Consider the following 19,721-nt stretch of genomic DNA (forward strand, 5'->3'; position numbering starts at 1 on the left):
ACAGGAATCAAACTGAGGAAATCAGTCTGGCTCCGCAGGCAGCCTTGTCGCCTTCGTAAGCGCCGGCTTTGCCGTGGTGATGCCTGTCGCTGGACGCCACCTGTATCGGAAAGGTGCCTTTGCACTTAGGACAAGCCGTCATATCACCGTCCACCGCGACAGGCTTGCCCAGTGCTTTGAAATCAACGCTGGCCGAGATCACCTTGCCACCGTGGGATGTTAAGTCACCCAAGCGAATCACGCCTTTTCCCTGACTGTTTTTCACGACGCACCCCTTCCGTTTCCAGGCGCGACCTCGCCCCGCCACAGTTCCGCGATCTTGAAACTATCGGTCTCGCCGTGCCAACCCGGGGTTTTTCTGCGCGGGTCGCAAGGATAGGTTTGTGCTTTATGCGCTTGCGAGGTAGCCGCCCAGCCAACCGGCGTATCACCGCATGGCTGCCGATAAGAGTCTTCGCTGGCGACCTGACAAATGTCCCTGATTGCCGGCGGCCAGATGGGCCCCCGACAGGTCGCCAGAGAAGACACGCGCAAGAACGTAAGCCAGAGGAAAAACGGCATGAACGCTATGCGCAAGCCAGCGCTCAAACCGAAGCCGACCTCGTACATACAATATAAAAAAGACTCAAAGAAGGTTTCGCGCTCCGTCAGGAACAGCAGCGGCTTGGGTAACTCGGCAGGCCCCTGATTCATAAACCAGCACCAGTAGTTCCACTGGCAAAGCAAATCGTTCATCCCATCCAGACCATCCCATTCCCTGCCAATAGCAAAGCCCCCTAGCACGATTCCAGCGGAATCCACTTGGTAGTAGCGAATATGATAGCTATCTGCGTGGTCGGAATTGTGCTTACCTCGGTGAACGCAAAAGACGGCCTCCGCATTCCACGGAACTTCCACCGTGATGTCACCCAGCACTTGTGCCGAAGCGAACCGACGCCGGCGTATGGCAAAGATTTTCTTCGCGGCACGATGAAACCGAATCGGTCTTCGCGTCAGAGAGAATATTTCGTCCCGACCGTACTTGACGCACACGTATCCAAAGCCGATAGCAGCAGCGAAGAATTCGAAACTAGCAGAGCTAAGTGCAAATCCCCAGTGTGCTTCCCATGAGTGACAAACCACATAAAGAAAGAAAATAAGGAATACGGTGGCAAAAAGCCCTGCAGTAAAAGTCCCTCCGGCGAGCCATTGCCTCATCATGTGAGGCTGGTCACTAACATCCATAAAGATCGAATTGATCCGATAAATCGTCGCGCTATCCTTAGACTCTGGACCAATACACCCTGTCATCGGCAAGCGATGCTTTGCATCCCAGTCGGGAACCGGACAGCCTATCTTAATTTTGAAAACTCGCTCATCCATTTAACCTCCTAGTGCAATCTTAAGCGCAGCAAACTCTTCCATCGGTGCGGCTCGATTATCCTCTTGGCTTGTTGTGTCGCGTTTTTGAAGTGTCGCGTAGCGGCTTCTACGCAGCGCTGGAGCGTCAGCCATCGCAGCGTGCGCAGGACGATGAGCGATTGAAGGTCGCGATCAAGGCCGCTCACATACAGATGCGCGAGACCTACGGTCCCTTGCGCCTGCAGCCGGAGCTCGCTTCGCAAGGGTTCAATGCTGGACGTGACCGGATCGTGCGCCTGTGGCGGGAGCTGGGCCTGCGCTGCAAGCAAAAACGGAAGTTCAAAGCCACGACGAATTCGCATCACGCGTTCCCAGTGGCGCCGAACCTGCTGGAACAGCGCTTTACGCCGGCACGGCCAAACGAAGCCTGGGTCAGTGACATCACCTACGTCCCGACGAATGAAGGATGGCTCTACTTGGCGGGCATCAAGGACGTCTTCACCTGTGAAAGGGTGGGCTACGCGATGGGCGCCCGGATGACGCAGGAATTGACGGCGCAGGCGCTGTGGCGGGCGGTGCGCAGCAAACGGCCTGCGCCAGGCTTGATTCTGCACTCGGATCGCGGCAGCCAATACTGTGCCGACGACTACCGCGCCCTCGTCGCGCAGTTTGCGCATGCGAGCATCCATGTCGCGATGCTTTGCATCCCAATCAGGAATTGGATGACCTATCTTAATTCTAAAAATACGCTCATCCATTTTAGGCCCCCAGTGCATGATGAAGGGCACTTAGCTCTTCTTCCAAATTCGCGTAGCCGGATTCGCTGTAATTGGACGAAAAAAACAATGACTTAACCATTTAGTCAGAGCAGATTTTTTGAGCACAAAAATAACGATGGCCAGCAAAAGTGCAGCGACAAACAACGGCCAAAATATCGCTAAGCTAAAGTATCCTGCTAAAGATAGAACGAGCCCCAAGCTCGCATTAGATACATACAGTATGGCTAGCAATTTATCGTTTTCAGTGTAAGCCATCCTTCTCGTGTTGAAGCAGGTGCCGAGCACTGGGTTTTTCTGCCGCCATTCGTTGAGGATGCGCAGGACGATGTCGACTTCGTCCATGTTGCGGAACACGCGGGTGTTGGTACGCTTTTCCAGGATGGCCAGCGCGTCGCGTAGCACCAGCTGGTAGCTGGCCAGGCCGCCGTCGCTGTCGCCGGAGCTGGCCTCGGTGACGATGCCGCAGACGTTGCGCAGGTCGCCGCGGTCGGTGACGAATTGCAGCACCGCCGGCACGGCGATCATCTGCTTCAGCGGCAGATGGGCGTTGGCGGAGACGCATAGCACACGGTACTCGATGCCGCCGCAGATGCTTTCGGAGCCGAACACGCGCTGCGGCAGCAGCATGTCATCGTTAACGCCGCCAGGTAGGGCAAGACGCAGGCGTAGTGGCCGGTTGTCGGTGATCAGTTCCTTGGCCAGGGCCATGAAGCCGAAAAAGTCGCTGTCGCTTTCCATCGTCTCTCCCGCTCGCTACGAGTGGCCAATGATGGCACGATGGACGACGGCGATTTTGACGTTCAGCAACACTATCGAGCGGGGCCATGACAATTTCACATCGCAATCATTGACAGCACCACAGCGGCCACACGATGATGCTGATAATGATCAAACGCGAAAAATTCTGGCGGCGGCCTGGCTGGCTGTTTTGCCTGCTGCTGCCGCTGTTCCATTTTGCCAGCGTCAAGCTGACTTTCTTCTGCGCGGTCACGCCGGAAAACGCGGTGGTGGTGTGGCTGCCCAACGCGGTGCTGCTGGCGGCGCTGCTGCGCTTCCGCGGCCGGCGCGCGCCGCTGATGGCCGCCCTCACCTTCAGCTCCGACGTGCTGGCCAACCTGCCCGTCTTCCGCTGGTACGAGGCGGTGCTGTTCAGCGCCGTCAACCTGCTGGAGGTGGCGGTGGCCTACCGGCTGATGCTGTTGAGCCGCGCGTCGCCGCACCTGCACCGTTTGCAGGACCTGATCAAGTTCATTCTCGCCGGCCCGGTGTGCGGCGCGCTGCTGGCCGGCCTGGCCGCCGCCGTCGTGCTGCAGCAGGTCGGCGGCTCGGCCACGCCCTATCTGACGCTGGCGCGCGTGTGGTGGTTTGGCGATGGTCTGGGCCTGCTGATCTACACGCCGCTGCTGCTGGCTTTCACGCAGCCGCAGCACCAGCGTCCAAGGCTGACGCGCTGGGACGATGCGGCGCTGGTGCTGACGCTGCTGCTGGCCCTGGCCGTGCTGTCCGCACAGGGCGGCCAAATCGAGAACGTGTCGGTCACGCCCACCCTGCTGCTGCCGGCGGTGGCGGTAATTGCGTTCCGTTTCGGCGTGCGCCTGACAACGCTGCTGGTGGCGCTGATTTCGCTCGGCACCGCGATGATGATGACCACCGGCCTCAAACCGTTCGGCGAGGTGCCGATCCACCTGGAGGTGGTGCGCGCGCAGGAGTTCATTCTGACGCTGTGCATCATCGGCATCGGTTTCGCCGTGCTGCTGAACGAGCTGCAGACGCGCGAGCGCGAACTGGAAAGCCGCGTGCGCGCACGCACCCGTGAGCTCGAACGCAGCAATGCGCGCCTGGCCGCGATCAGCGCCACTGACGGCCTGACCGGCATCCCCAATCGCCGGCGCTTCGACGAAACACTGGCGGCCGAGTGGAGCCGCGCGCGCCGCAGCGGGCAGCCACTGATGCTGGCATTGATCGATGTCGATCTGTTCAAGCAGTACAACGACTACTACGGCCACCAGGCCGGCGACGACGCGCTGCGCGCGGTGGCCGCCGCATTGGCCAGCCATGCGCGCCGCAGCGGCGACTTCGTGGCGCGCTATGGCGGCGAGGAATTCGCGCTGATCGCTCAATGCGCGGACAAAGAGCAGGCCTTGCAAATGGCGGCCATCATCTGCCGCTGCGTGGCCGAGTTGAAGATCCCGCATATGACTTCGCCGTATGAGGTGCTGACCATCAGCGTCGGCGTCACGGTGCTGAGGCCGTGCGAGCATGACCTTATTTTGTCGGCGCTAAAAACCGCCGATGTGGCGCTGTACCGCGCCAAACAACTGGGCCGCAATCGGGTGGAGGCGGCAGACGTCGAGCCGGTCGCCTGAGGTTCAGCGCTCCGCGCGCCGCGCTGCCAGTTGCCGGTATTGGCTGGGCGTGAGGCCGGTGGTGGCTTTGAACTGGCGGGTGAAGGCGGAGTGGTCGCCGTAGCCGCAGGCCTGGGCAATTTCCGCCACGCTGGCGCCGCCGCTCAGCATGCGCGAGGCAGCGTCCACGCGAGTCTGAATGATCATCTGGCGCGGCGTCAGGTGGAAGATGCGCAGGAAGTAGCGCTCGATCTGCGCCACCGACATGTTGGCGATGCGCGCCAGTTCCGGCAGTTGCAACGGTTGACCGTACTGCTCGTGGATCACGTTCACCGCCGCCGCCACCTTGCGGTAGGCGGGATTTTTTTTATCTGCCATCGCCAGGTCGCGCGAGATGCCGGTCAGGCCGACGATGCGGCCGTGAGTGTCGCGCAGCGCGGTCTTGCGCGTCAGGCACCAGCCGGGATCGCGGTTGGGATACAGGTGCAGTTCCAGCTGGTTGTCGATGTCACTGTCGCCTGCCAGCACCTGCAAGTCCTGCGCGTGATAGGTCTGGCCGAAGGGATGGGAGAATACCTCCACCGGCGTCCGGCCGATCAGCGCCGATTTGTGCCGCTGGCCGCATCGCTGCACCAAGGTCTGGTTGACCACCACGTAGCGGCCTTGCACGTCCTTGACGAAGAACACCACGTCCGGCAACGCGTCGAACAGCCCTTCCGCGAAGAACGGATTGTCGATGGTGGCGCCCAGCGCGGCGCGGGCGGTGTCGTGGTGCGTGGCGTGCATGCAGCGCATTCTGCACCATTATGCGGATTTCGTCACCCATCGTGCGCAAGTGGTGCAAGACAACGGCGGCCGCCCATCCTAAGATGCAGACATGAAAACCATCTCCATCATCGACTCCCATACCGGCGGCGAGCCAACCCGCCTGGTGACCGACGGCGGCCCCGATCTGGGCAACGGCCCGCTCAGCGAGCGCGTGGCCCGGCTGCGCGCCGCCCATGACAATTTCCGCTCCGCCGTCGTCTGCGAACCGCGCGGCTCGGACGTACTGGTGGGCGCCCTGCTGTGCGAGCCGCACGCGCCGGACTGTGTCGCGGGCGTGATCTTCTTTAACAACGTCGGCTACCTCGGCATGTGCGGCCACGGCACCATCGGCCTGGTGGCGTCGCTGGCCTTCATGGGCCGCATCGCGCCCGGCCGTCACCGCATCGATACGCCGGTGGGCGTGGTGGAGGCGGAGCTGCATGCCGACGGCAGCGTCACCGTCGACAACGTCGCGTCCTGGCGCAGCCGCGCCGCCGTCACTGTCGACGTGCCGGGCATCGGCCCGGTGACCGGCGACATCGCCTACGGCGGCAACTGGTTCTTCCTGGTGGCCGAGCATGGGCAGGACCTCCACGTGCGCAACGTCGAGGCGCTGACCAGCTACACGGTGGCCGTTGCCGCCGCCCTGGCCGACCAGGGCATCACCGGCGACAACGGCGCGGTGATCGACCACATCGAACTGTTTGCCGATTCGCGCACCGGCGCGGACAGCCAGAGCTTCGTGCTCTGCCCCGGCAAGGCTTACGACCGCTCGCCTTGCGGCACCGGCACCAGCGCCAAGCTGGCCTGCCTGGCGGCCGACGGCAAGCTGGCCGAGGGCGCGCTGTGGAAGCAGGAGAGCGTGATCGGCAGCGTGTTTGAAGGCTCGTACCGCGTGCGCGACGGCCAGCTGCTGCCGAGCATCCGCGGCAAGGCCTGGGTCAATGCGCAGGCGCAGCTGATCCTCGATCCGAGCGATCCTTTCGTCTGGGGCATCCGTTGAATCATGCCGAAGTGATCGTCATCGGCGCCGGCATCGTCGGCGCCGCGTGTGCGGATGCGCTCAGCGAGCGCGGGCTGCGCGTGGCGGTCATCGAGCAGGATATCGCCGGCGGCGGCGCCACGGCGGCCGGCATGGGCCACCTGGTGGTCATGGACGACAACGCTGCCGAACTGGCGCTGTCCTCCTACTCGCTCGCGCTGTGGAAGGATCTGGTGGGCGATCGTCCGCAGCGCCACGAGTACAGCGGCTGCGGCACCATCTGGGTCGCCGCCGATGACGAAGAGATGGACGCCGCGCTGCACAAGGCGCAGACGCTGGCCGGCCACGGCCTGCTGGCCGAGGTGCTGACGCCGCCGGCGCTGTACGCGCGCGAGCCGCAACTGCGCGCAGGTCTGGCGGGCGGCCTGCTGGTGCGCGGCGATGGCCTGGTCTATCCGCCCAAGACCACCCGCATCCTGCTGGACCGCGCCATGCGGCGCGGCACCATCACCAAGCGCGCCACCGTGACGGCGATCGAAGACCACGGCGTGGTGCTGAGCGACGGTACCCGCCATCAGGCGCAGCACATCGTGCTGGCGGCCGGCGCGCGTTCCAGCGCGCTGCTGCCGGAACTGCCGATCCAGCCCAAGAAGGGCCACCTCGCCATCACCGACCGCTATCCCGGCTTTGTGAAGCACCAGCTGGTGGAGCTGGGCTACATCAAGAGCGCGCACGCGGCCAGCGGCGACTCGGTCGCCTTCAACCTGCAGCCGCGCCCCACGGGACAGCTCCTGATCGGCTCCTCGCGCCAGTTCGACACCAGCGATCCGGCGGTGGAGCCGGCCATGCTGCAACGGATGCTGCGCCACGCCGCCGCCTTCACGCCGCGGCTGGCGGAGCTGAACGTGCTGCGCACCTGGACCGGCTTCCGCGCCGCCACGCCGGACGGTCTGCCGCTGATCGGCCCTTGCGCCGCCCGACGCGGCTTGTGGCTGGCCACCGGCCATGAAGGGCTGGGCATCACCACCTCCCTGGCGACGGCGCAACTGCTGGCCGGCCAGATGCACAACGAAAAAACGCGCATCCCGTTTGCGCCCTATCTGCCGGGACGCTTCCATGACTGACGCCCAGATCACCATCAACATCAACGCCCACGAGATCAGCGTGCCCGCCGGCGTGACCGTGGCCGCCGCCATCGCCATGGCCGGCAACACGATCACGCGCCGCTCCGTGGGCGGCGCCGCGCGCGCGCCCTTGTGCGGCATGGGCGTCTGCCAGGAATGCCGCGTCACCATCGACGGCCGCCCGCACCAGCTGTCGTGCCAGATGCTGTGCGCCGATGGCATGCACATCGTGACCGGAGCCACGGCATGAAGCGCTTCGACGTGCTGGTGGTGGGTGCCGGGCCGGCCGGACTGGCGGCGGCCCACGCGGCCATGGAGCAAGGCGCCCTGGTCGGCGTGGTCGACGACAATCCGCACGCCGGCGGCCAGATCTGGCGCGGCGATCCCGAACAGCAAAGCGACCCGCGCGCGCGCCAGCTGTGGGCGGCGTTGAGCAGCTCGCGCCGCATGGTGTTCCTGCCACAGACGCGCGTGCTGTATGCGCTGCAGCCCGGCCATCTGCTGGTGCAGACGCCGTCGGCGTCGGCCACCCTGCATTACAACAAACTGGTGCTGGCGACCGGCGCGCGCGAGCGCCTGCTGCCCTTCCCCGGCTGGACGCTGCCCGGCGTGACCGGCGCCGGCGGCCTGCAGGCGTTGTCCAAGGGCGGTTACCCGTTGCAGGGCAAGCGCGTGGTGGTGGCCGGCAGCGGCCCGCTGCTGCTGGCCGTCGCCACCACGCTGCGCGGCAAGGGCGCGCACATCGTTGCCATCGTCGAGCAGGCGTCCACGCCGGCGCTGCTGCGCTTCGGCGCCGGCCTGCTGGCCACGCCGTCCAAAATCACGCAGGCGCTGCAACTGGGCGCGCAGTTGCGCGGCGTGCCGTATCTGCGCAACAGCTATGTGCTGTCGGCGCAGGGCGATGGCACGCTGCAGTCGGTGCAGATCCAGCGCAGCGGCGTGCCGGAAGTGGAAACGCTGCAATGCGATTACCTGGCCTGCGGCTACGGCCTGTTGCCCAACGTGGAGCTGGCGCAGGCGCTGGGCTGTGCCACCGCCGCCGAAAACGGCCAGGCCGTGGTCCGGGTCGATGAGCTGCAACTGACCTCCGTGGCCGGCATCTACTGCGCCGGCGAAGGCACCGGCGTGGGCGGCGTCGATCTGGCGCTGGCCGAAGGCCGCATCGCCGGCCTGGCGGCCAGCGGGCACGAGGTGCTGGCGCGGGAAAGCATCGCGCAGCGCACCTACTGGAAAAAGTTTGCCGCAAGGCTGGCGCGCGCGTTTGCGCTGCGTCCCGAATTGCGCACGCTGGCCGGCGACGACACCATCGTCTGCCGCTGCGAAGACGTCTGCCATGGCGACCTGCGCACGCACACCGGCTGGCGCAGCGCCAAGCTGCAGACCCGCTGCGGCATGGGACCGTGCCAGGGCCGCATCTGCGGCGGCGCCACCGAAGTGCTGTACGGCTGGCGGCCGGACGCGGTGCGCCTGCCGGTGTCACCGGCGCGGATTTCCAGCATCATCGATTGATCGTAACCCGGCGACGGACGGCGCAACGGCAGCGTTCGTGTCCGAATGTCGGCACTGACCCCGGTTTGGGGGTTAGCGCTTGATGGTGGAGCCGCGCAGGATTAGTTGCGGTTCGATCATGGTGGTGGCCGGCGGCTCCTTGCCGTCGATGGTGGCGATCAGTTTTTCCATCGCCGCCGCGCCCATGCGCTCACTTTGCAGGTCTACCGTGGTCAGTGGCGGCGAGGTGTACAGGCCGTAGTGGATGTTGTCGAAGCCGGCCACCGACATGTCCTCCGGTAGCTTGAAGCCCAGCGACTGCGCGGCTTTCATGAAGCCCAGCGCCATCAGGTCGTTGTAGCAGATCAGCGCGTCGGGATGCTGGGCGCCCAGCATGATGGAAGAGCATACGCGCTCGCCCTCGGCCGCCGTCGGCGCGCTGCCTTCATGCACGCTCAGTTCCAGGCCGTGCGCGGCCAGGCATTCGCGGATGCCGCCCAGGCGCTCCTCGTCGCGCCGCGAGCGCGGGAAGCTCAGGTAGGCGATGCGCTTGTGGCCCAGCGATACCAGGTGGCGCGTCAGCATGTAGGCGCCGCGGTGGTCGTCGCTGATCACCCACGGGATCTCCAGCCGGTTCAGGCGGCCGAAGAACACCAGCGGCTTGCCCAGTTCCGTCATCCAGTCCATTTCCGATTCCAGCATGCGCGAAAAGACGATCATGCCGTCCACGCGGCGGCTCAGCGCCTCCAGCAGCGGGCGTTCGCGGCCGGGATTTTCCTCGGTGTCAACCAGCAGCAGCGTGTAGCCGTGCGCCAGCGCCACGCGGTTGGCGCCCTTGACGATGCTGGTGAAGTGCGGGTTGCTGACGTCCAGCACCGACAGGCCGATGCTCTTGGTGCGGCCGGTGATCATCGACGCCGCCAGCGGGTTGGAACGGTAGCCCAGCTTTGCAATCACCTCCGTGATGGTCGCTTCCACGGCGGGCGAGAAGCGCTGCGCACCGTTGACGAACTTAGAGACGGTGGCGGTCGATACGCCGGCGGCGGCGGCGACGTCACGGATGGTGGCTACGTTTTTTTTCATGTTCAGACTGTCGTATATCCTGGCGCATGCTGCACCAAAGGGACAATCTTAGCATGACGGCATGATCCCTCAGTCGTCGCCGAAGTAGAAGCGCGTCTCGGATTTGAACACCTGACCCGGATACAACGCCGTGCTGGGGAAGTTGGCGTGGTTTGGACTGTCCGGCAGGTGCTGGGTTTCAAACGCAAACGCGCCGTGCCGCTGATAGGCCACGCCCTCGCTGCCGATCTCCTTGCCGTCAAAGCCATTGACGGTGTATAGCTGTACCGACGGCTCGCTGGTGCCGACCACCAGCCGTCGCCCGGCGGCGGTGATGGTGGCCACGCGCGCGTAGGTGCCCGGCGGTTTGCTCAGCACCAGGCTGTGGTCAAAGCCGCCCGGCACCGATGGCAGGCGCTCGGTGACGCTGGCCGCGCTGCGGAAATCGAACGGCGTGCCCGCCACGTCCAGCAGCTTGCCGGTGGGGATGCGCATCGCGTCGGTTTCCAGATAGCGATCGGCGTCGATCTGGAAGCGGTGCTCCGCCAGCGTGTTGGCGGCGGCGCCGGCCAGGTTGAGGTAGACGTGGTTGGTCAGGTTGAGCACCGTCGGCGCGCTGGTCGTGGCCTGGTATTCGATGCGGAATTCGTCGCGCTGGCGCAGCAGGCGGTAGGTCACGGTGACGTCCAGCGCGCCGGGGAAATTCTGGTCGCCGTCGGGACTGTGCAGCCGGTAGACCGAGCCGATCGCGTCCTGGTCGGCAAAGTCCTGGCGCTGCCAGACGCGCTTGTCGTACGGGTCCGGATCGCCATGCAGGGCCATGCCCTTGTAGTTGGAGATCAGTTGCACGGTCTTGCCGTCCAGCGTGTAGCGGGCGTTGGCGATGCGGCCGGCGTAGCGGCCGATGATGGCGCCGTACCGGCCACGCGTGCGCTCGAACGCGGCCAGGTCGGGCAGGCTGAGAATGACGTTGGCGCGCTGGCCATCGCGGTCGGCGACGTCGGCCTGCACCAGCGTGGCGCCGTAGTCGATGTAGGCCAGCCGCATGCCGCGCGCATTTTCCAGCACCACTTTTTCGACCTTCTGGCCGGCGGCGGTGACGCCGTACGGTTCCACGCGCAGGCCGGCGCCGGCAACCGCGGCGCCGCTGGCGAACAGGGAGGCCGCCAGCAGCGCGGCCGGAAGCGTGGCGCGCATCACAGGTCGGTGATTTCCTTGTGGCGCGGCACCAGCGCCTTCATCACCACCCATGCCGCCAGGTAGGCCAGCGCGCAGATGCCGAACATGATCATGTAGCCGGTGTGGATGTCGTTGACCGACTTGTAGTAGTCGAACACCCAGCCACCCAGCTTGGTCAGCAGCACGCCGCCGATGCCGCCGGCCATGCCGCCGATGCCGATCACCGACGCCACCGATTTTTGCGGGAACATGTCGGACACGGTGGTGAAGATGTTGGCCGACCAGGCCTGGTGCGCCGACGCGCCCACGCCGATCAGCAATACCGGTATCCAGTAGCTGATGGAGCCGAGCGGCTGCGCCAGCAGCACCACCAGCGGGAAGAAGGCGATCAGCAGCATGGCCTTCATGCGGCCGTCGTACGGTGCATAGCCGCGCGCCATGAAGTAGCTGGGGAACCAGCCGCCGCCGATCGAGCCGATCATGGTCATACTGTACAACACGGCCAGCGGGATGACGATGGCCTCGCCCTTCATGCCGTACTGTGCCGACAGGTAGGTCGGCAGCCAGAACAGGAAGAACCACCAGACGCCGTCGGTCATGAATTTACCGAAGGCGAAGGCCCAGGTCTGACGGTACTTCAGCAACTGGAACCACGACACTTTCTTGGCGGCGGCGATCGATGCTTGCTCGCTGTTTTCCGCCGGCGCCACCGAGTCGCTGCGGATGTAGGCCAGTTCGGCGGCCGTCAGGCGCGGCTGCTGCTCGGGCTTCTCGTACAGCCACAGCCAGACGCTCATCCAGATGAAGCCCAGCATGCCGATCATGATGAAGGCCGCCTGCCAGCCCCAGATGGCGGCCAGCAGCGGCACGGTGATCGGCGCCAGCACCGCGCCCACATTGGCGCCGGAGTTGAAGATGCCGGTGGCGAAGGAGCGTTCCTTCTTCGGGAAGTATTCCGCGGTGGCCTTGATGGCGGCCGGGAAGTTGCCGGCCTCGCCCACCGCCAGCACCGCGCGCGACAGCATGAAGCCGACGATCGACGGCACCGCCGCCACGCCAAAGATGCCGAGGAAGGCCACCGCCACCTCGCCCATCGGCACCGAGAACGCGTGCATCAGCGCACCCAGCGACCACACGGTGATGGCCACCACGTAGGCGGCCTTGGTGCCGATCTTGTCGACCACGCGGCCGGCAAACAGCATCGAGATGGCGTAGACAAACTGGAAGGCGGCGGCGATGTTGGCGTAGTCGGTGTTACTCCAGCCGAACTCGGTCGACAACGCCGGCGCCAGCAGGCTCAGGACCTGCCGGTCCAGGTAATTGACGGTGGTAGCAAAAAACAACAGGGCGCAGATGGTCCAGCGGTACTTACCGACGGACTGGGCCACCGCTTGCGCATTGACGGGCTCGCTCAGGTTCATGGCATCACTTATTGTGTGTTTATGGTGATGATCTCTCGGTCTCCACGAGATCATGCTTTAGTCGTATGTCATCGTACAACCATAAAACGGCGGAAGCAAGCAGAAAGATGCGCCCGCCGCCAACTGTTGTACGATGACTTAGCGTGTTTTTACCAGCAGCAGCGCCACCAGCGTGATCAGCGCGGCGGCCGACAGATAGTAGCCCACGTACTGCAATCCATAGTTGGTCGCCAGCCAGGTGGCGGCGTACGGCGCCAGCGAGGCGCCCAGGATGCCGGCCAGGTTGAAGGTCAGCGACGAGCCGGTGTAGCGCACCTCGGCCGGGAACAGTTCCGACAGGATGGTGCCGAGCGGGCCATAGGTCAGGCCCATCAGGCCCAGGCCGACCGACAGGAACAGCGTAACCTGCAGGCTGCTGCCGGAGCCGAACATCGGCGCCAGCGCCAGGCCGAACACGGCAATGGCGGCCGAGACCCAGATCAGCGTGGTGCGGCGGCCCTTGCGGTCGGCCCACACGGCCGACACCGGTATCGTCAGCGCGAAGAACAGCACGGCGAACAATTGCAGGATCAGGAAATGCTGGCGCGAGAACTTCAGCGCGGTGGTGCCCCAGCTCAGCGCGAACACCGTCATCAGGTAGAACAGCACGAAGGTGGCCAGCGCGATCAGCGTGCCCAGCACCAGCGCCCGGCCGTGCTGCTGCCACACGGCCAGCACCGGCACCTTGACGCGCTCGTTCTTGTCCAGCACCTGCTGGAAGTCCGGCGTCTCGTGGATCTTCAGGCGGATATACAGGCCAACGATCACCAGCAGCGAGCTGGCCAGGAAGGGAATGCGCCAGCCGTAGCTGAAGAATTCGGCGTCGCTCAGCAGCTGGCTCAGCAGCAAGAAGATGCCGCCCGACAGGAAAAAGCCGATCGGCGCGCCCAGTTGCGGGAACATGCCGTACCAGGCGCGCTTGCCTGGCGGCGCGTTCTCGGTGGCCAGCAGCACTGCGCCGCCCCATTCGCCGCCCAGGCCCAGGCCCTGGCCAAAGCGGCACAGCGCCAGCAGCGCCGGCGCCAGCGTGCCGATGGTGGCGTAGGTCGGCAGCAGGCCGATCACCACGGTGGAGATGCCCATGGTCAGCAGCGCCGCCACCAGCGTCGCCTTGCGGCCGACGCGGTCGCCGAAGTGGCCGAACACGGCCGAGCCGACCGGGCGCGCGAAGAAGGCGATGGCGAACGTGGCCAGCGACTGCAGCGTGGCGGCGGCGGGATCGCTGGCCGGGAAGAAGAGCTTGGGAAACACCAGCACCGCCGCCGTGGCGTAGATGTAGAAGTCGAAGAACTCGATGGTAGTGCCGATCAGGCTGGCAAACAGCACGGTGCCGGCCGAATTGGTCTGGTGCTGACTCATGGGCGCTCCTGCAGTGGGTGTGCGGGCCATCATACACATCCCCTTGCAGGATTGCCAAGCTTGACTAGGGGTCTATTTGCGCAAAGCCGACGGCCAGCTCGTCGGCGCGTAGCGGCCGCACCACGCGCGCCTTTTCCTCGCCGTCCAGCAGGAAGATGAAGGTGGGCCACAGCTTGACGCGGAACGAGCGCCCCAGCGGCCGGCCCGGGCCGTCCTCGACCTTGTAGTGCGCCACGCTCTCGCTGCCGGCAAAGGCTTGCTGCAGCGGCGGCTGCGCGGCCATGCAGTGGCCGCACCAGTTGGCGCCGAATTCCAGCAAGACCGGCCCCTGCATCGCGTCGACCTCGGCGCGCTGCGGCGCCTCGGGGATGTAGCGTGTTTTCATTTATCCCTTTTTCACCTGTTTGCACGGGTCGTCGCGCTGTTGCGGCGCCAGTGGCTGAATGCTGTCATACCGGCCGCCGTTGTCGCGGCCCTCGATAAACCCCACGCTGCGCATGCTCAGCGTGGGCGCCGCCTGCCGGATCCAGTAGCCGGCGCCGATGTCCTTGCGCACGTGGCCGTTGCCGGCGATCAGCACAACGTCGCGCGGCTGCTGGTCCAGCACGATCTTGGCCATCCAGATGTCGCGCGCCACCTGGGCGTTGACCATGCCGCCGACCATCATCTCCGGCAGCATATTGCAATGGCCGCTGATGATCTCCTGCTGTTGCTCGCTGACGATGGCCGCCGGCAGCGGCTGGTCCAGCTGGTATTGCCTGACGCTTTTCGGATCAAAGCTGGAGGCCACGCCATCGCGCACCACGCGCGAGGCGTCGGAACGCGACAGATTGCCGGCCACCAGCGGCAGATGGTAGGTCAGCGCCAGTTGAATCACAGGATAATACAATTGCCAATCCCAGTGCGCACCGCCGGCCACCCGGATCACGCACTGCGCATCGGCGCAGCCTTTCTGCGCCTTGTCGACCAGGTCCTGGTTCTCGCGGTCGAACTGCTCCATGACGATGGCCGGGCGCCAGCCGGCCTCCACCCGCTGGCGCAGCAGCTCGTAGCGCAGCTTGTGGCCCTGGGCGTTGTCGTGCACCTCGCCCAGCAGCAGCACCTGGGGATTGCCCGCCCCCAGCAGGTCGGACGCCGGCGCGGTCGCTGGCTTGCCGCCGCTGGCGCAGCCCGCCAGCACTACCGCCGCCGACACCGCCGAAGTCAATCGAATTCTGGCCCTATATGTGGAAATCATCTGATGAACGCCTGTCTTGTGCAAATTGGTTTGTTGAAAAAGTGATATTCATCTGCGCCACTGGCAAGCCGCCGACAGGTGTTGTTGCGGCGCAAAATTACGTTGTTCCAAAAGAAAAACAGATGGCAATTTATTATGGGATATGATTTAATATCAGAACGGTAGCAAGTGTCAGATTGATACCGCATCATTTTACAGTTTGTGCATTAAATCGACCTTAACTTCCTGTTCTTGTAGCACTGCCGGGAGTGTCATCGTGAAAGTACCGTCCTTGATCTCGACTGCTTTACTAGCTTTAAGCCTCGCCGGCGCCGTACAGGCTCAGCCTGCCGCACCGGCAAACAGCAATATTGCACCTGCAACAATCGAACTGGTGCACTGCGACGCGCACGACACCGCGCCGTGCAGCACCGACGCGTCCGTTGCCGCCCCATCCGACGACGCCGAGCATACGCTGCCGCCCGCCGATCCGAAACAGCGCCAGCAGGACGTGCCGGCCACGCCGGTGCCGGAGCCGGAAACCTTCGTCATGCTGATGCTGGGCCTGGTTGTGCTGGGCGTGGCCTCGCGCAGCCGCCAGTCGCCGGACAAGTTCAGCGACTGAGCCGTCTCATCCGTTCACACCACATCCCGCCGCGCGCGGGATTTTTTACGTCCGCCGCTCAAGCGTGCAGGCGGCTGTCCGGCTGCAGCGCGGTGTCGTCGGACGGCGTCACGCACGGCATGCGCAGCGTGAAGCTGGCGCCCTGCCCCAGCACGCTGGCCACGGTGATGCTGCCGCCAAACTGCTTGGCGATCAGGTTGAACACGATATTCAGGCCCAGGCCGGTGCCGCCCTGGCCGCGGCGGGTGGTCACGAAGGGGTCGAACACCTTGTCCAGCATGTCCGGCGGAATGCCCTTGCCGTTGTCGGTCACATGCATCTCGATCCAGTCGCCCTGCTGCGCCACGCCAATCTCGATGCGGCCCTCGTCCTCGGGATCGAAGGCGTGGTCGACGCAGTTCAACGTCAGGTTGGTGATGACCTGCGCCAGCGCGCCCGGATAGCTGTCCAGCATGATGTCGGCCGGGCAGACGATGCTGACCGTGATGCGCGTCTTCTTCAACCTCGGCTGCAGGCTGGACACCACCTCGTTGATGTAGTCGCGCAGCTCGAAGCGGCGGCGCGCCTCGCTCACCTGGTCGACCGCGATCTGCTTGAAGCTGTGGATCAGGTGCGCCGCCCGGTAGGCGTTGTTCATGATCAGCCGCGTGCTTTCCGAGGCCGTCTCCAGGTAGCGCGTGATGTCGGACTTCTTGACGTTGCCGCCCTCGACCGAGGCCTGCACCTTCTCGGTGGCCTCCATCAGCACCGAGGCGCTGGTCAGCGCGATGCCGACCGGCGTGTTGATCTCGTGGGCGACGCCGGCCACCAGCCCGCCCAGCGACGCCAGCCGCTCGGCCTGCAGCAGCGACTCCTGCGTGCGGCGCAGATCGTCCATCGCCTTGGCGGTGGCCTGGGCCGACTTGCGCGCCTCGTCCTCGGCCTCGCGGATGCGCTGGATGTTGGACTTGATCTTGCGCTGGATGGCGTTGAAGCCGCGGATCACCTCGCCCAGCTCGTCCTGGCGGTTGTCCGGCAGTTCCTCCACCTCGTCGCTGCCGCGCGTGGCCAGATCGAACAGGCCGTCGCGCAGCTGCTTGAGCGGGCCGAACACGAAGCGCAGCGACCACGCCAGCGCCGCCACCAGGATCAGGTCGAGGATCAGCACCTCGGTCACCTTGCGCCGCACCTCGGCGGCCAGGGTGGCGTCGATCTGCGCGCGGCTGAAGTTGACCACCACGCGGCCGACGATGACCGGCTTGAGGGCCGCCCCGGCCGCGCCGGAATCGCGGTAAGCCAGGTCGGCCACCACCGGCGTGCCCGGCACGGCGGCGTCGTTTTCAATCGAGGTAATGGTGCCGTTCTCGTTGCGCAGCTTGCCCGAGAACAGGCCAACCGACGTATCATAGACGCGGATCGACACCAGTTCCGGCGGCATCATCTCGGCCGCGACGATGTTGTCGACCTTGGCCTTGTCGAGGTCCCACAGCGCCGACGGCAGGCTGGTCTGCAGACGCGTCAGCACGCCCTGGCGCAGGCGCTGGCTGCTGACCTCCAGTTCATGGCCAAGGCTGTACTGGGCGTAGGTGCCGGACACGCCCAGCACCAGGGTGACTATGACCACAAAAAGCAGCGTTAAGCGGCCTTTAATACCAAACATCGAGCGATCTCCCGACAACACGGATTTGACGGCAACGTCCCAATGTACGGTATGGGCTGCATCTTGGCAAGACAATGGTAAGATCGGGAAATAGTGACCAGGAAGCAAGCAGGAGGCGGGCATGACAGGCAATTATCATCAACTGACACTGGCGGAGGTGCGGCCCGGCATGGTGCTGTCCGACGTGCTGCTGGACGTGCAGGGCCACGTGCTGCTGCCGCAGGGCACGGTGCTGACCGAGGCCATGCTGGCGCTGATGCCGCGCCACGGCATTGCCGTGCTGCCCATCGTCAAGGACGAGGTGACGCCGGAGCAGGCGGCCGCCACGCTGCAGCACCACGAGGCGCGCCTGGCTCACCTGTTCCGCAAGACCGATCCGGACCGCGACAGCGACTGGGCCACCGCCACGCTGCGCCGCTTCGTCACCGATTTCCGCCTGGGTGCGGAGGAGACGCCCGACCATGAGTAATACCCTGAGCTACGACGACGTGGTGCGCACGCTGGACGACCTGCCCTCGCTGCCGGCGGTGGTGATGGAACTGCTCAACAGCATCGACCAAGACGACGTCGACATTTCGGTGCTGGCCAAGAAGGTCAGCTACGACCAGGCGCTGACGGCCAAGACACTGCGCCTGGCCAACTCCTCGCTGTACGGCCTGCAGGTCAAGGTCACCACCATCCAGCAGGCCATCACCTTCCTGGGTTTCCAGACCACGCGCAACCTGATCACGGCGGCGGCCGTCACCGGCTGCTTCGCCGAGGGCCACTGCCCCGGCTTCGACCACAAGGCGTTCTGGCGCCACTCGATCGCCACCGCCGCCTGCGCCAAGGTGCTGGCGCGGCAGATGCGCTTCAACCAGGACTACGCTTTCACCGCCGGGCTGCTGCACGACATCGGCCGGCTGGTGCTGGTGTCCTGCTTCCCGAATCACTACTCGGAAGCCATCGCCTACCGCGAGCAGCACGACTGCTACATGCTGGACGCCGAGCGCAGCGTGCTGGGCGTCGATCACGTCGACGCCGGCCTGGCACTGGCAGAACACTGGAATTTTTCCGATACGATGCGGCTGGCCATCGGCGGCCACCACGACCCGGAAGCGCCGGGCGCGGGCTTTTTGGCGGCCATCATCCACGTGGCCGACGCGATTGTCCATGCGCTCGATCTGGCGCAGGTACAGGACGACCTGGTGCCGCCTGTGTCCACCGTGGCCTGGACCGCGCTGGGCCTCGATGAGGAAGTGTATCTGCAGATCTTCCGCGAAACGGAATTGCAGTATGAAGAAATCTCTATGGTGTTGCTAACCTGAAGTGGCGTCCTGCCGGGACGGGATCATCCTCGCACCGGCAGGCGCATGCGCGGGCGCATCAATGATGTGCCGCGTTTCCGGCCTCGGCCTTTTTATCGGTGGCTGGACGGTCTTCTGGCTTCGGACGGCCCTGGGCGTCGGACAGGCGGTACTTGGTGCGGCGGTCGCCCATCAGGTCGCGCAGGTCGCGGATGCTCATGCCGGTCACTTCGTGCATGCGGATCAGCAGGGAAGCGCCGACCGGCAGGCGGTGGTGGCGGATTTTGCTGATCACCGGCGGCGCCACTTCCAGCAGGCGCGACAGCGCGGCATCGTTCTTCAGCTGCATCTTGCCGAGCAAGATATCCAGCAGGTGGTTAGGGTTGTAGCTTTCCTGAGAAGCGAGAGCATGATGTGCCATGATGAAATTCCTCGTGAGTTGGGGTGAACAGATAGTGCTGGTTTGAACTTAAGCAAAACTTAGATTCTGGAATTGCTATTTGCACAAGATACCAGCGCACACCGGGCTAAGATTGTTCGACATCAATCAGTGGCTAGAAACCTTAGCAACAATGCTATTTCATCACATGGGACCAGAGTGTGTCGCACACAAGAACTTGTAGGAAACTGTTACACAGCAAAACCGGGGTCAGTGCCGACATTCGGACATTTCGCGTGCGAAATGTCCGAATGTCGGCACTGACCCCGGTTTTCAGGCGGTGGTGTCGATGTTGCGGCCCAGCGTTTTTTCGCTGCCGCGGCGGTCGGCGACCGCCTGGTCGTTGGCGCGGGCTTCGTTGCGGGTGGCTTCGCTGTTTTGCTTGACGCGCTGCTGGAGTACGGCGTCATCCTTCTCGGCGCGTCGCGCCGTGTCGCTGCGGCGCGTCTCCGCCGCCTGCTCGCTACGCTGCTCGACACGGTTGGCGCGGGTCTCGCGCAGATTCAGCTGCAGCGGATTCGCGTTGGAGGTGGACGTTATATTGATTGCCATGGCTCCACTGTAGCGCAACAGCAAGCAAAATCAAGTGA

The 19,721-nt window shown here is 64.6% G+C and carries 21 protein-coding genes and 1 pseudogene; 9 read left to right on the forward strand and 13 right to left on the reverse strand.

Features of this window, described 5'->3' with window-relative positions:
- Nucleotides 1-7: 7 nt before the first annotated feature.
- Nucleotides 8-265, reverse strand: a complete 258-nt coding sequence (locus FHW58_RS14895) for a PAAR domain-containing protein (protein ID WP_179673911.1) — start codon at nt 263-265, stop codon at nt 8-10.
- Complete coding sequence (locus FHW58_RS14900) at nt 262-1,362, reverse strand: DUF6708 domain-containing protein (protein WP_179673912.1); 1,101 nt, start codon at nt 1,360-1,362, stop codon at nt 262-264. The genes FHW58_RS14895 and FHW58_RS14900 overlap by 4 nt, the downstream gene beginning before the upstream one ends.
- Nucleotides 1,363-1,418: 56 nt before the next feature.
- Here FHW58_RS14900 and FHW58_RS14905 point away from each other — a divergent pair.
- Nucleotides 1,419-2,037, forward strand: a pseudogene (locus tag FHW58_RS14905) (IS3 family transposase); the annotation flags it as partial.
- Between the two features lie 92 nt (nt 2,038-2,129).
- On the opposite strand, the gene FHW58_RS27535 reads toward FHW58_RS14905, so the two are convergent.
- On the reverse strand, nt 2,130-2,858 hold the full coding sequence (locus FHW58_RS27535) for a contractile injection system protein, VgrG/Pvc8 family (RefSeq protein WP_229265327.1): 729 nt from the start codon (nt 2,856-2,858) through the stop codon (nt 2,130-2,132).
- Nucleotides 2,859-3,004: 146 nt separating this feature from the next.
- Between FHW58_RS27535 and FHW58_RS14915 the strand changes: the two genes are divergently transcribed.
- Nucleotides 3,005-4,486: a diguanylate cyclase domain-containing protein gene (locus FHW58_RS14915; RefSeq protein WP_179673913.1), complete on the forward strand. Its 1,482-nt coding sequence runs from the start codon at nt 3,005-3,007 to the stop codon at nt 4,484-4,486.
- Nucleotides 4,487-4,489: 3 nt separating this feature from the next.
- Here the strand turns inward: FHW58_RS14915 and FHW58_RS14920 are convergent, their stop codons facing one another.
- Nucleotides 4,490-5,251, reverse strand: coding sequence for an AraC family transcriptional regulator (locus tag FHW58_RS14920; RefSeq protein WP_229265328.1), 762 nt, complete (start codon nt 5,249-5,251; stop codon nt 4,490-4,492).
- Between the two features lie 91 nt (nt 5,252-5,342).
- Between FHW58_RS14920 and FHW58_RS14925 the strand changes: the two genes are divergently transcribed.
- The 4 genes from FHW58_RS14925 to FHW58_RS14940 are packed head-to-tail and all read left to right on the forward strand — an operon-like array spanning nt 5,343 to nt 8,887.
- Entirely contained in the window at nt 5,343-6,275 is a 933-nt protein-coding gene (locus FHW58_RS14925; RefSeq protein ID WP_218892768.1) for a 4-hydroxyproline epimerase, read from the forward strand.
- Entirely contained in the window at nt 6,272-7,378 is a 1,107-nt protein-coding gene (locus tag FHW58_RS14930) for an FAD-binding oxidoreductase (protein ID WP_179673915.1), read from the forward strand. The genes FHW58_RS14925 and FHW58_RS14930 overlap by 4 nt, the downstream gene beginning before the upstream one ends.
- Nucleotides 7,371-7,628, forward strand: a complete 258-nt coding sequence (locus tag FHW58_RS14935) for a (2Fe-2S)-binding protein (protein ID WP_179673916.1) — start codon at nt 7,371-7,373, stop codon at nt 7,626-7,628. Before FHW58_RS14930 ends, FHW58_RS14935 begins: the two co-directional genes overlap by 8 nt.
- A complete protein-coding gene (locus tag FHW58_RS14940) occupies nt 7,625-8,887 on the forward strand; it encodes an FAD/NAD(P)-binding oxidoreductase (protein ID WP_179673917.1) in 1,263 nt (420 codons plus the stop codon). Before FHW58_RS14935 ends, FHW58_RS14940 begins: the two co-directional genes overlap by 4 nt.
- Before the next feature lie 72 nt (nt 8,888-8,959).
- Here FHW58_RS14940 and FHW58_RS14945 read toward each other — a convergent pair whose 3' ends face one another.
- The 6 genes from FHW58_RS14945 to FHW58_RS14970 form a co-directional block, all read right to left on the reverse strand.
- The gene (locus FHW58_RS14945; protein WP_179673918.1) at nt 8,960-9,949 is read right to left on the reverse strand and encodes a LacI family DNA-binding transcriptional regulator; all 990 of its coding nucleotides are present in this window, start codon (nt 9,947-9,949) and stop codon (nt 8,960-8,962) included.
- 69 nt (nt 9,950-10,018) lie between these two features.
- The gene (locus tag FHW58_RS14950; RefSeq protein WP_179673919.1) at nt 10,019-11,125 is read right to left on the reverse strand and encodes an aldose epimerase family protein; all 1,107 of its coding nucleotides are present in this window, start codon (nt 11,123-11,125) and stop codon (nt 10,019-10,021) included.
- Nucleotides 11,125-12,528: an MFS transporter gene (locus FHW58_RS14955; protein ID WP_179673920.1), complete on the reverse strand. Its 1,404-nt coding sequence runs from the start codon at nt 12,526-12,528 to the stop codon at nt 11,125-11,127. The genes FHW58_RS14950 and FHW58_RS14955 overlap by 1 nt, the downstream gene beginning before the upstream one ends.
- 138 nt (nt 12,529-12,666) lie before the next feature.
- Nucleotides 12,667-13,926: an MFS transporter gene (locus FHW58_RS14960; RefSeq protein ID WP_179673921.1), complete on the reverse strand. Its 1,260-nt coding sequence runs from the start codon at nt 13,924-13,926 to the stop codon at nt 12,667-12,669.
- A gap of 64 nt (nt 13,927-13,990) precedes the next feature.
- The gene (locus FHW58_RS14965; RefSeq protein ID WP_179673922.1) at nt 13,991-14,311 is read right to left on the reverse strand and encodes a thioredoxin family protein; all 321 of its coding nucleotides are present in this window, start codon (nt 14,309-14,311) and stop codon (nt 13,991-13,993) included.
- The gene (locus FHW58_RS14970; protein WP_229265329.1) at nt 14,312-15,133 is read right to left on the reverse strand and encodes a ChaN family lipoprotein; all 822 of its coding nucleotides are present in this window, start codon (nt 15,131-15,133) and stop codon (nt 14,312-14,314) included.
- 403 nt (nt 15,134-15,536) lie between these two features.
- Here FHW58_RS14970 and FHW58_RS27715 point away from each other — a divergent pair, with 403 nt between their 5' ends.
- Nucleotides 15,537-15,767, forward strand: coding sequence for a PEP-CTERM sorting domain-containing protein (locus tag FHW58_RS27715; protein WP_373996680.1), 231 nt, complete (start codon nt 15,537-15,539; stop codon nt 15,765-15,767).
- Nucleotides 15,768-15,825: 58 nt separating this feature from the next.
- On the opposite strand, the gene FHW58_RS14980 is transcribed toward FHW58_RS27715, so the two are convergent.
- A complete protein-coding gene (locus FHW58_RS14980; RefSeq protein WP_179673925.1) occupies nt 15,826-17,406 on the reverse strand; it encodes a sensor histidine kinase in 1,581 nt (526 codons plus the stop codon).
- Nucleotides 17,407-17,527: 121 nt separating this feature from the next.
- On the opposite strand from FHW58_RS14980, the gene FHW58_RS14985 reads away from it, so the two are divergent.
- Both FHW58_RS14985 and FHW58_RS14990 read left to right on the forward strand, forming a co-directional pair.
- The gene (locus FHW58_RS14985) at nt 17,528-17,875 is read left to right on the forward strand and encodes a hypothetical protein (RefSeq protein WP_179673926.1); all 348 of its coding nucleotides are present in this window, start codon (nt 17,528-17,530) and stop codon (nt 17,873-17,875) included.
- Nucleotides 17,868-18,713: an HDOD domain-containing protein gene (locus FHW58_RS14990; RefSeq protein ID WP_179673927.1), complete on the forward strand. Its 846-nt coding sequence runs from the start codon at nt 17,868-17,870 to the stop codon at nt 18,711-18,713. The genes FHW58_RS14985 and FHW58_RS14990 overlap by 8 nt, the downstream gene beginning before the upstream one ends.
- A gap of 58 nt (nt 18,714-18,771) precedes the next feature.
- Here FHW58_RS14990 and FHW58_RS14995 read toward each other — a convergent pair whose 3' ends face one another.
- Complete coding sequence (locus tag FHW58_RS14995) at nt 18,772-19,113, reverse strand: hypothetical protein (RefSeq protein WP_179673928.1); 342 nt, start codon at nt 19,111-19,113, stop codon at nt 18,772-18,774.
- A gap of 291 nt (nt 19,114-19,404) precedes the next feature.
- Nucleotides 19,405-19,683, reverse strand: coding sequence for a hypothetical protein (locus FHW58_RS15000; RefSeq protein ID WP_179673929.1), 279 nt, complete (start codon nt 19,681-19,683; stop codon nt 19,405-19,407).
- Between the last annotated feature and the right edge of the window lie 38 nt (nt 19,684-19,721).

Source organism: Duganella sp. 1224, from assembly GCF_013408245.1.
Taxonomy (GTDB): domain Bacteria; phylum Pseudomonadota; class Gammaproteobacteria; order Burkholderiales; family Burkholderiaceae_D; genus Rugamonas.

Coding starts and splice junctions, on each gene's coding strand:
- FHW58_RS14900 (WP_179673912.1), bottom strand. CDS start 1,362: ATGGATGAGCGAGTTTTCAAAATTAAGATAGGCTGTCCGGTTCCCGAC.
- FHW58_RS27535 (WP_229265327.1), bottom strand. CDS start 2,858: ATGGAAAGCGACAGCGACTTTTTCGGCTTCATGGCCCTGGCCAAGGAA.
- FHW58_RS14915 (WP_179673913.1), top strand. CDS start 3,005: ATGATCAAACGCGAAAAATTCTGGCGGCGGCCTGGCTGGCTGTTTTGC.
- FHW58_RS14920 (WP_229265328.1), bottom strand. CDS start 5,251: ATGCACGCCACGCACCACGACACCGCCCGCGCCGCGCTGGGCGCCACC.
- FHW58_RS14925 (WP_218892768.1), top strand. CDS start 5,343: ATGAAAACCATCTCCATCATCGACTCCCATACCGGCGGCGAGCCAACC.
- FHW58_RS14935 (WP_179673916.1), top strand. CDS start 7,371: ATGACTGACGCCCAGATCACCATCAACATCAACGCCCACGAGATCAGC.
- FHW58_RS14940 (WP_179673917.1), top strand. CDS start 7,625: ATGAAGCGCTTCGACGTGCTGGTGGTGGGTGCCGGGCCGGCCGGACTG.
- FHW58_RS14945 (WP_179673918.1), bottom strand. CDS start 9,949: ATGAAAAAAAACGTAGCCACCATCCGTGACGTCGCCGCCGCCGCCGGC.
- FHW58_RS14950 (WP_179673919.1), bottom strand. CDS start 11,125: ATGCGCGCCACGCTTCCGGCCGCGCTGCTGGCGGCCTCCCTGTTCGCC.
- FHW58_RS14955 (WP_179673920.1), bottom strand. CDS start 12,528: ATGAACCTGAGCGAGCCCGTCAATGCGCAAGCGGTGGCCCAGTCCGTC.
- FHW58_RS14960 (WP_179673921.1), bottom strand. CDS start 13,926: ATGAGTCAGCACCAGACCAATTCGGCCGGCACCGTGCTGTTTGCCAGC.
- FHW58_RS14965 (WP_179673922.1), bottom strand. CDS start 14,311: ATGAAAACACGCTACATCCCCGAGGCGCCGCAGCGCGCCGAGGTCGAC.
- FHW58_RS14980 (WP_179673925.1), bottom strand. CDS start 17,406: ATGTTTGGTATTAAAGGCCGCTTAACGCTGCTTTTTGTGGTCATAGTC.
- FHW58_RS14985 (WP_179673926.1), top strand. CDS start 17,528: ATGACAGGCAATTATCATCAACTGACACTGGCGGAGGTGCGGCCCGGC.
- FHW58_RS14990 (WP_179673927.1), top strand. CDS start 17,868: ATGAGTAATACCCTGAGCTACGACGACGTGGTGCGCACGCTGGACGAC.
- FHW58_RS14995 (WP_179673928.1), bottom strand. CDS start 19,113: ATGGCACATCATGCTCTCGCTTCTCAGGAAAGCTACAACCCTAACCAC.
- FHW58_RS15000 (WP_179673929.1), bottom strand. CDS start 19,683: ATGGCAATCAATATAACGTCCACCTCCAACGCGAATCCGCTGCAGCTG.